Genomic DNA, 8633 nt, shown 5'->3' with positions numbered 1-8633 from the left:
CCGCCTGTCGCTCGCGGCGGCGAACACGCTTGTCGGCAACGAACCGTTCGCAGCCGCTGTCGAGGTCGGCCCGTTCGGCGCCGCGTTCACCGCGCGCGACGGTGCCGTGCGCGTCGCGATCTCAGGCGCGCCGCGCAATGCGGACATCGCCGGCAGTCCGGTCGCCACGGACACATCGGTGACGCTGAAAGACGGCGAGACGCTGACGCTGGGTTTTGCTCGCGGCGGTGCGTTCACCTATCTGGCGATCGAAGGCGGGATCAAGGGCGAGCCGGTGTTCGGCAGTCTCGCAGTCAACGCCCGTGCCGGTCTCGGCAGCCCCTACCCGCGCCCGCTGCAGGCCGACGACGAATTCAGCGTCGATGCCGCAAGCGGTGCACCGGAACAGCGCATCGAACTGCCGAAGCCGTCGAGCGGTCCGATCCGCGTCCTGCTGGGTCCGCAGGACGACGAGTTCGACGACGCCAACAAGGCGCTGTTCCTCGACAGCGAGTGGAAGATCTCGGCGACCTCCGATCGCATGGGCTACCGGCTGGAAGGTCCCGCGATCAAGCATCTGCACGGCCACAACATCGTCTCCGACGGCACGGTCAACGGCAGCATCCAGGTGCCCGGCAACGGCGCGCCGATCGCGCTGATGATGGATCGCGGCACCTCCGGCGGCTACCCGAAGATCGCGACCGTGATCACGGCCGACGTCGGCCGTCTCGCGCAGACCTCAGCGGGAACGGCGTTCCGCTTCAAGGCGGTCAGCATGGCCGAGGCGCAGGACGAGGCGAAGAAATTTGCGCAGCTGATCCGCAACCTGCCCGATCGCCTGCGTTCTGCCGACACCGTGGCGCTCAACATCGAAGCGCTCAGCGATGCCAACGTCGCGGGCTATGCTGTCAGTGCCGTCGACGCCGGGACCTGGCAGGTCGCGGCCGAGCCGTAAACGACAAGACGACCAGAGACGGAGAGCAACCCATGAAGACGATCGATCTGAATTGCGATCTCGGCGAAGGTTTTGGCGCTTGGGAGATGGGCAATGATGCCGCCATGATCGAGCTGGCGAGCTCGGTCAACGTCGCCTGCGGCTTCCACGCGGGCGACCCCGACATCATGCGCCGAACGGTCGAGCTGGCGAAGGCGCGCGGCGTCTCGGTCGGCGCGCATCCTGGCTATCGCGACCTGCACGGCTTCGGCCGCCATCCGATCGCGGGCCTGAAGGCCTCCGAGATCGAGAACCTCGTCGCCTACCAGATCGGCGCGCTGCAGGCGATCGCGACCGCGGCCGGCCACAAGGTAACGCATGTGAAGGCGCATGGCGCGCTCTCCAACGTCGCCTGCGAGGACGACATGACGGCGAAGGCGATCGCCGCCGGCATCAAGGCGGTCGACCCGAGCCTGATTTTCGTCGTGCTCGCCAATTCCAAGCTGGTGAAGGCCGGCGAAGCCGCCAATCTGCCGATGGTGCACGAGGTGTTCGCCGACCGCGCCTATGAGGACGACGGCAATCTCGTCTCGCGCAAGAAGCCCGGTGCAGTGCTGCATGACGCCAAGGCCATCGCCGACCGCGTGGTGCGCATGGTGCAGGACGGCGCGGTGGTCTCGGTCACCGGCAAGGTCATCAAGATGCGCACCGACACGGTCTGCATCCACGGCGATACGCCGGGCGCCGTCGACATCGCGCGCGGTCTGCGGCAGGCTTTGAAGGATGCAGGGATCGAGGTCGCGCCGTTCAAGCGCGGAGCGTGATCAGAACGGGTGTACCGACAGCGTGCCGAACACGATCGCGGCGATGACGGCGAAGGCGCTGTACATTGCGGCATGATGCACGCTCGCACCGGTCCGCCGCGAGAGCGAGCGCGCGTAGAAGTGCAGCCTGGCTTCCGCCGATAGTTCGCGCATGGTCGATCTCCAACGCCCCATTCGGACGATTATGAAGGATCAACCGGGGTGGCGGGCAAGAGACCGGCGGAAATAGCGATGCGGGTTCTCTGAAAACCCCGCATCGCAGGAGCAAATTCTCCTCGCCCGCCACTTCCGAGAATCTTATTCGCTCAAATCCGAGCCAGTTGGAACCGGCTCGGATGACCGTAGGATGACATCTAGTAGACGTCAGCCTGGAAGCGGCCCGTCTTCTTGAGTTCTGCGACAAAACTGACGGCTTCGTCGGTCGAACGCGCCCCGAATTGGGCGACGATATCGACCAGTGCACGCTCGACGTCCTTGGCCATGCGTTTGGCATCGCCGCAGATGTAGAAATGCGCCCCCTCGGCGAGCCACGTCCACACCTCGCGGCCGACCTCGCGCATGCGGTCCTGCACATAGAACTTCTTCTCGCCGTCGCGCGACCAGGCCAGCGACATACGCGTGAGCAGGCCCGAGGTCTTCATCGCGTTGAGCTCCTCCTGGTAGAAGAAGTCGCAATCGCTGCGCTGATGGCCGAAGAACAGCCAGTTCTTGCCAGGCGCACCGGTCGCCTTGCGGTCGAACAGGAAGGCGCGGAACGGCGCAATGCCGGTGCCGGGGCCGATCATGATGATCGGCGTCTTCGGATCCTGCGGCAGGCCGAAATTGTGCGCCTTCTGCACATAGACCTTGAGCTTCTCGCCCTCAGCGATGCGCTCGCCGAGGAAGGTCGAGGCAACGCCGATGCGCTTGCGTTTGCCGATCACGTAGCGCACGGAATCGACCGTCAGCGACAGCTTTCCAGGCGTCGCATTGTGCGAGGACGAGATCGAATAGAGCCGCGGCTGCAGCGGCTCGAGCGCCTCCACGAAGGCTTCGGGATGCGGCCGCGTGCCCGAGAACTTCTGCAGCGCCGCCATGACGTCGAGCGTTGCGGCATCGCCATCGGGATCCTCGCCCTGTGCCAGCGCCCGCGCCTTCTCGCGCTGCGCGCCGCCGGTGATGAAGGAGAGCAGTTCGAATAGCGTGTCGGGCGCCGGCGACAACGAGACGTCGTCGATCAGCACCTCGCGCAGCGTCTTGCCGTTGACCTTCGTGGTGTGGGAGGCACCGAGCAACGCGATGACCTGGTCGACGAGGCCGAGCTCGTTCCGCGCGAACACGCCAAAACTGTCACCGACGACGTAGTCGAGTTTGCTCTCGGAGAGATCGAACTCGACGTGATAGGTTTCCTTCTCGGACTTTCCCTTGTTGAGAAGACGGCGCGACAGGAAGGTCGCCGCAACGGGGTTGTCCCGCGAGCGGCCGGGCTCGGCGATCGTCACGGTCACGGCGGGGGCCGCCACCGCGTCTTGCTTGTCAGCCGGCTTTGCCGCCGGCGCCTTGTCCAGCTCTTCGTGCAACGACTTCAGCATCCGTGCGGTTTCCTTGCCACCGGGGACGCAGAGGTTGAGGCGCGCTTCACTGCGGCTCGCGATCGCCTCCGAATAGTCGTGGCAATTGTAGCCGCACTGCCCGCAATCCTGCTGCGCCATCGCCGCCATCATCTTGCGCCGCACGGGACGGCCTTCGGCGAGCTTCATCCGATCGGCGATCGGCATGGTCTGGTCGTGCCACGGCGCTTCACCGTCGTCACCGTCAGCAGCCTGCATGACCGCGGCGCCCTGCTCCGCCGACAGCGGCGTGGCCGCCTCAGGCGACAGCAGCCCGGCAAAGAAGCCGTTCAGCCAGGAGCGTTGCGCGTCGGAGAACGGGGCGCTCGTGGGAATAATGTCGAGTTTGGGTGGAGGGCTGATCTGGTTCATGAGGACACCTCGGCATCGGCAAGCTTGCGCAGCGTCTCGCCGTCGTGGCGGCGCGCAAAGGACAGGAAGGTTTCGTCAGGAGACGAGCGATGGGCGATATAGGCCTTGAGCAGCCCTTCGACCGTCTTCGGCGCGTCCTCGGCCTTGAGGTCGTGATAGACCTCCTGACCGACGTCGGCGTCAGGACCGAACCCGCCGCCGGTGAAGAGATGATAGCCCTCCACCGTGTCCTCCTCGTTGACAGGCACGCGCGCCCCGATCAGACCGATGTCGCTGATGTAGTGCTGGGCACAGGAATGGTGGCAGCCGGTGACGTGGATGTTGACCGGCTTGTCCATCTCGACGCGCGGCTCGCACCATTCGCCGATCTCGGCGGCGTGACGCTTGGTGTTGGAGGCGGCAAAGCGGCAACCGGCATTGCCGGTGCAGGCGATCAGGCCGGCGCGGATGTGCGAGGCCTCGGCCGCGAGCCCGATCTGCTTGATCGCCGCAACGGCAAGCTCGACATTCTCGTCACGCACCCCTGATATCAGCAGGTTCTGCCAGACGGTCAGACGGATCTCGCCGTCACCGAGGTCCAGCGCCACCTTGGCGAGACCCCGCATCTGATCGCAGCTGATCTTGCCGAGCGTCAGCGACACGCCGATCCAGTTCAAGCCGTCCTGCTTCTGCTTGTGCACGCCGATATGCGCCATGCGGTCCGCGGCCGGCCGCGGCGCAAACGCCTCTTCCGTCACGCGCGTGAACGGCGTCTTCAGCCGCTCTTCGACCAGCTTGAGAAAGCCGTCATGGCCCATGGCGTCGAGCACGTATTTCAACCGCGCCTTGTTGCGGTTGGTGCGGTCGCCGTGCTCGATGAAGACGCGCACGATGGCGTCGGCAACGGCGGTAGCGTCTTCAGGCTTGACGACGATGCCGGAATATTTCGCAAAGTCCTTGTGGCCGGTGATGCCGCCGAGGCCGAGGCGGAACCAGATCCCGGGTTCGACGCCGAACCCATCCTTCACCTCATACGCCGTGAAGGCGATGTCGTTGGTCTCCTCGAGCACCGCGATCTTGCCGGCGCCGTCGAAGGCGACGTTGAACTTGCGCGGCAAGCCATACAACGAGCGATCGTTCAGGATGTGGTAGTGCCACTCGCGCGCATAAGGCCGCGTGTCGATCAGCTCCTGCGGATCGATGCCCGCCGTCGGCGTTCCCGTCACGTTGCGGATGTTGTCGGCGCCGGAGCCGCGCGAGCACAGGCCGAGATCCTGTATGCCCTCGATCAGCTTCACGGCGTTCTTCGGCGGGATCTCGCGAAGCTGGAGATTGGCACGCGTCGTGACGTGGCTGTAGGGCCCGCAGGTTTCATCGGCGAGGTCGGCAAGGCCGGACAGTTGCCAGTGCTTCATGATGCCGTTCGGAATGCGCAGACGGCACATGTAGGAGTCCTGCGTCGGCGCGACGTAGAAGATGCCGTAATAGCGCCAGCGGAAATTGTCCGCCGGGCTTGGCGGCGTATTATCGAGCGCCTGCTGGCGGAGACGCGGATAGGCATCGAAGGGATGCTCGTCGCGCTTGACCTTCTCCTGGTCGGCGAGCTTCTTGCCCGCGGCGATCACCTTGTCCTGCGCCTTGATGTGCACGGCATCGGGACCGGTCGGCTCGGCGTTCGCCTTGCCGGCGCCGCCGCCGAGACCGCGACCGACGCGACTGATCTGCAGACCGGTCGTGAAGCCTTCAAGGTAGCGTTTCTGGTCGTCGGTAAAGTCGACTGAGACGGTGTCGAGTTTCATGGTCAGTAACGAAGCTCCTGCGGCCACCTGGGTGGTATCGACGGAAAGTGCACGACCCGCGAGGAGCTCGGCTGGCTCGAGAGCCGGCTGCGCACCCAGCGGTCCGAACAGCTTCGTTGCTGGGGACTGGCGCAGCAGGCATCTGTGACAGGCTGGCCGCACTGCAACATTCAAGTTGCGTGCCAGCTTCGATGAAATGAAAATGTGTGAGGTATCAGGTAATTAAGAGCGCGCCGGGGAACTCTGGGCTCCGGAACTCTTATGAAATTCGAGCAGTCGGCCTAAAATTTAGACTCGGATCTCCAGCGCTCAAAAACGATGCAGACCCGAATCACACCTTCCAGCGGCCCACCTCGAAGGCCTCGAGATGCCCCCGAATATTGGCGGGATCGAAGGCGGGGCCGGCGAATGCGCCGAATGCCGCGGGGGCTTGGGCGGGCGGCCGGCGCCCGAGGGCGCCGTCGTAGAGATCGGGCCTGAACACGGCCATCGCCGTCTTGACGCCGTCGGGCGTCAGCGTCGTCTGCCCCCAGCGCACCATCTGCGCATAGAGCCAGGCGGCCTGGACCGGATCGGGGCGCCCTGCTTCCTCGCGTCCCACCAGGAGGTAGCTGCCGCTTTCGCGAAAGGTGCCGTCCGGCGAAATCTTGAGGCGCCCCGTGAGGGTGCGCTGGATGACTTCGGCATCGACGCCGATCCGCTCCGGCTGCGCCAGGATCTGCGCCGCTTCGGTCCGGTTTTCGGGATGCTCGATGAACTCGGCGGCTTTCACCGCCGCGCGCACCAGGCTGGCTACCACGTCGGGATTCTTGTCGGCCCAGACCTGGCGGAGCGCCAGCACCTTCTCCGCCGCATGGGCCAGGATGTCGGAGACGAAATGCAGGATGTGGCCGATCCCGAGATCGACCGCGATCGAATTCCAGGGCGCACCGACGCAGAACGCATCGACATGCCCATTGGCAAGACTGTCGACCATATAGGGCGGCGGCAGCACGACCAGCCGCACGTCCTCGTCGGGATCGACGCCGGCCGCCGCCATCCAGAACCGCAATTGATAATTGTGGGTCGAGAACGGGAAGGTCATGCCGAAGGTCAACGGATCGGCCCCAGCCTTGCGCCGCTTGGTGACCACGCGCGCCAACGCTTTTGCCGTGGCGAGCGGATCGAAGCGGTCGCCGTCGATCTCCTCCATCAGCGCGGTATGAAGCGCCGGCGAGACCGTGATCGCGTTGCCGTTGATGCCGAGATTGAAGGGCGCCGCGATCGGCACCTTGACGTGGCCGAGCCCGAGCGAGGACGCAATCGCGACGGGAGCGAGCAGATGCGCGGCGTCGAACAAGCCGATATTGAGCTTGTCGCGGACGTTGGACCAGGAGACCTCGCGGACCAGTTCGACCTCGAGCCCTTCAGCCGCGGCAAATCCCTTGTCGACGGCAACGATCAGCGCTGCGGCATCGACCAGCGGAATGAACCCGATGCGGAGGGGAGCGGTCATTTCAGCATCTCCGACGCGGTGATGATCGACTGGGCGATCTCGCCGATTTTCTTCTTCTCGCGCATCGCAGTGGAGCGCAGCAGCACATAGGCCTCGTCCTCGGTGAGGCCTTTCACCTTCATCAGGATGCCCTTGGCCTTCTCGATGACCTTGCGATCCTCGAGCTGCGACTTGGTACGCTCCAGTTCCTCCTGGAGTTTTGCGAAGGCATTGAAGCGCGACACGCAGAGGTCGAGGATCGGCTTGATGCGCTCCTTCCTCAGCCCGTCGACGATATAGGCGGAGACCCCCGCCTCGACCGAGGCCTGGATCGAGGATGAATCGCTCTGGTCGACGAACATCGCGATCGGCCGCTTCACGGCGCGGCTGACCTGGAACATCGCTTCCAGCACGTCGCGGCTGGGGTTTTCCAGATCGATCAGGATGATGTCGGGATCGACCGCATAAATCCGGGCGAGCAGGCTCTGCATCTCGCGGATATGGACGATCTGCGTAAATCCGGCCTCCCGCAACCCTTCTTCGAGGATCGCAGCCCGGATCGGGCTTTCGTCGACGATCACGATTTTGGGCGACTGTTCGGCGCTCATTGCTCACTCACCACCAGTGATTCATCCATAGCATGCCCGCGAGCCATGCAAAGGGTTGTAATTATGGGCAATTGGGACTAGCTCAACCCTGTCAATCAGGCAGATTTGGATATGGATCAGACGGCTGCGCCGAAGGTCAGCTTCGTGTCGCTCGGGTGCCCCAAGGCTTTGGTGGATTCCGAGCGCATCATCACGCGTCTGCGCGCCGAGGGCTACGAGCTCGCCCGCAAGCATGACGGGGCCGACATCGTCATCGTCAACACCTGCGGCTTCCTCGACAGCGCCAAGCAGGAATCGCTCTCGGCGATCGGCGAGGCCATGGCCGAGAACGGCAAGGTGATCGTGACCGGTTGCATGGGGGCGGAACCCGAGCAGATCGAGCAGGCCTATCCCGGCGTGCTCTCCATCACCGGCCCGCAGCAATATGAGAGCGTGCTGGACGCCGTGCATCGCGCGCTGCCGCCCGCCCACAATCCGCATCTCGATCTGGTGCCGCCGCAAGGCATCAAGCTGACGCCGCGGCACTACGCCTATCTGAAAATCTCCGAGGGCTGCAACAACCGCTGCACCTTCTGCATCATCCCGAAGCTGCGCGGCGACCTGGTCTCGCGACCGGCCAACGACGTGCTGCGCGAGGCCGAGCGCCTGGTCGACGCCGGCGTGAAAGAGCTGCTGGTGATCTCGCAGGACACTTCGGCCTATGGCGTCGATCTGAAATACGCCGAGAGCCCGTGGAAGGATCGCCAGGTCCGCGCCAAATTCATCGACCTCGCGCGCGAGCTCGGCGAGCTCGGCGCCTGGGTCCGGCTGCAATATGTCTACCCCTACCCGCATGTCGACGAGGTCATCGCGCTGATGAACGAGGGCAAGGTGCTGCCCTATCTCGACATCCCGTTCCAGCATGCGAGCCCCGAAGTACTGAAGGCCATGAAGCGCCCGGCGGCGCAGGACAAGACGCTGGCGCGCATCAAGCGCTGGCGCGAGCAATGTCCTGATCTCGCTTTGCGCTCGACCTTCATCGTCGGCTTCCCCGGCGAGACCGATGCGGACTTTGCCTATCTCCTCGACTGGCTGG

At 64.6% G+C, this 8633-nt stretch carries 8 protein-coding genes; 3 read left to right on the top strand and 5 right to left on the bottom strand.

All coding sequences use genetic code 11. The features are described from left to right. Window positions 1-934 (top strand): biotin-dependent carboxyltransferase family protein (locus IVB32_RS12065; RefSeq protein ID WP_247410414.1); only part of this gene is annotated, 934 nt, incomplete at its 5' end. 32 nt (window positions 935-966) lie between these two features. Then, complete coding sequence (locus IVB32_RS12060; RefSeq protein ID WP_018457913.1) at window positions 967-1737, top strand: 5-oxoprolinase subunit PxpA; 771 nt, start codon at window positions 967-969, stop codon at window positions 1735-1737. Here IVB32_RS12060 and IVB32_RS12055 read toward each other — a convergent pair whose 3' ends face one another. The 5 genes from IVB32_RS12055 to IVB32_RS12035 all read right to left on the bottom strand — a co-directional run bounded on the left by IVB32_RS12055 (window position 1738) and on the right by IVB32_RS12035 (window position 7558). After that, window positions 1738-1890, bottom strand: a complete 153-nt coding sequence (locus IVB32_RS12055; RefSeq protein WP_007590908.1) for a hypothetical protein — start codon at window positions 1888-1890, stop codon at window positions 1738-1740. 200 nt (window positions 1891-2090) lie between these two features. After that, window positions 2091-3698 carry a sulfite reductase subunit alpha gene (locus tag IVB32_RS12050; protein WP_247296687.1) on the bottom strand — a complete coding sequence of 536 codons (1608 nt, stop codon included), beginning with the start codon at window positions 3696-3698 and terminating at the stop codon, window positions 2091-2093. Then, window positions 3695-5476 (bottom strand): NirA family protein, encoded by a 1782-nt coding sequence (locus IVB32_RS12045; protein WP_018457915.1) that lies wholly within the window; start codon window positions 5474-5476, stop codon window positions 3695-3697. Before IVB32_RS12045 ends, IVB32_RS12050 begins: the two co-directional genes overlap by 4 nt. A gap of 331 nt (window positions 5477-5807) precedes the next feature. Next, window positions 5808-6971: a CmpA/NrtA family ABC transporter substrate-binding protein gene (locus tag IVB32_RS12040; protein ID WP_018457916.1), complete on the bottom strand. Its 1164-nt coding sequence runs from the start codon at window positions 6969-6971 to the stop codon at window positions 5808-5810. Next, window positions 6968-7558 carry an ANTAR domain-containing protein gene (locus IVB32_RS12035; RefSeq protein ID WP_007590901.1) on the bottom strand — a complete coding sequence of 197 codons (591 nt, stop codon included), beginning with the start codon at window positions 7556-7558 and terminating at the stop codon, window positions 6968-6970. The genes IVB32_RS12040 and IVB32_RS12035 overlap by 4 nt, the downstream gene beginning before the upstream one ends. A 111-nt stretch (window positions 7559-7669) precedes the next feature. Here IVB32_RS12035 and rimO point away from each other — a divergent pair. Beyond that, window positions 7670-8633 (top strand): 30S ribosomal protein S12 methylthiotransferase RimO (rimO, locus tag IVB32_RS12030; protein WP_247410413.1); only part of this gene is annotated, 964 nt, incomplete at its 3' end.

The sequence above is a fragment of the Bradyrhizobium sp. 23 genome (genome assembly GCF_023073295.1).
Lineage (GTDB): Bacteria > Pseudomonadota > Alphaproteobacteria > Rhizobiales > Xanthobacteraceae > Bradyrhizobium > Bradyrhizobium canariense_D.
Note: the sequence above shows the minus strand (reverse complement) of the source record. Positions and strands in the feature narration are given on the sequence as shown.

Coding starts and splice junctions, on each gene's coding strand:
- IVB32_RS12060 (WP_018457913.1), top strand. CDS start 967: ATGAAGACGATCGATCTGAATTGCGATCTCGGCGAAGGTTTTGGCGCT.
- IVB32_RS12055 (WP_007590908.1), bottom strand. CDS start 1,890: ATGCGCGAACTATCGGCGGAAGCCAGGCTGCACTTCTACGCGCGCTCG.
- IVB32_RS12050 (WP_247296687.1), bottom strand. CDS start 3,698: ATGAACCAGATCAGCCCTCCACCCAAACTCGACATTATTCCCACGAGC.
- IVB32_RS12045 (WP_018457915.1), bottom strand. CDS start 5,476: ATGAAACTCGACACCGTCTCAGTCGACTTTACCGACGACCAGAAACGC.
- IVB32_RS12040 (WP_018457916.1), bottom strand. CDS start 6,971: ATGACCGCTCCCCTCCGCATCGGGTTCATTCCGCTGGTCGATGCCGCA.
- IVB32_RS12035 (WP_007590901.1), bottom strand. CDS start 7,558: ATGAGCGCCGAACAGTCGCCCAAAATCGTGATCGTCGACGAAAGCCCG.